Genomic DNA, 891 nt, shown 5'->3' on the forward strand with positions numbered 1-891 from the left:
GTGATGGCGCAACAGTTTACGGTACTTTTTGTATTGCTTGTCACGCATCTGGCGTAAGTGGCGCACCAAAAACAGGTGATGCTGCAGATTGGGCACCTCGTATTGCTCAAGGTCGAGACATTCTAGCTGACCACGCAATCAACGGCTTCAACGCGATGCCAGCGAAAGGTTCATGTATGGACTGTTCAGACGACGAGATCAAAGACGCTATCGAGCACATGATCGCGGGTCTGTAATTTCTATAACTAGAAAGATAGATTCAAAAAAGGAGACCTAATGGTCTCCTTTTTGTTTGTCTGGATTATTTCTTATTGAACATCGCTCGAATATTCGCAATATGCGCTTGGCCTTTCTCCATTCGCTCTTCTTGGGATTGCGGCTTTTTCACCGTCTCCCACTCCACATCATCGTGTGGCAACTCATCGAGAAAACGGCTCTGAGTCGGTTTGATCAACTCACCAAACTGACGGCGCTCACGACATTTAGTAAAGGTCAGCTCTTTTTGTGCACGAGTGATCCCTACATACATCAATCGACGCTCTTCTTCGACGTTACCTTCATCAACACTGGTTTGGTGAGGAAGAATTCCCTCTTCCGCGCCCATTAGGTAGACATATGGGAACTCCAAACCTTTTGAAGCGTGCAGGGTCATCAATTGCACTTGGTCTGCATCGTCATCATCTTCACCACGCTCCATCATGTCACGCAGGGTCAAACGCTGAACGACCTCTCTTAACGTCTTCTCTTCTTTATCGTAGTTATCACCCTCAAGGTCAGCTACGATCCAGCTATAAAGGTCAGAGACGTTCTTCATGCGCATTTCTGCTGCTTTCGGGCTCGCAGACGTTTCGTATAACCAATCTTCGTAGTTGATATCACGAACCAAAGATC

Annotated in this window: 2 protein-coding genes; one reads left to right on the forward strand and one right to left on the reverse strand. The window is 46.9% G+C overall.

Translation table 11 applies throughout. The features are described from left to right. A partial coding sequence (locus KIV40_RS31950; RefSeq protein WP_285353350.1) for a cytochrome c5 family protein occupies nucleotides 1–236 on the forward strand: 236 nt, incomplete at its 5' end. Nucleotides 237–301: 65 nt separating this feature from the next. Here KIV40_RS31950 and KIV40_RS31955 read toward each other — a convergent pair. Then, the coding region (locus KIV40_RS31955) for a 3'-5' exonuclease (RefSeq protein ID WP_285353351.1) at nucleotides 302–891 on the reverse strand (590 nt) is incomplete at its 5' end.

It is taken from the genome of Vibrio sp. D173a (assembly GCF_030248475.1).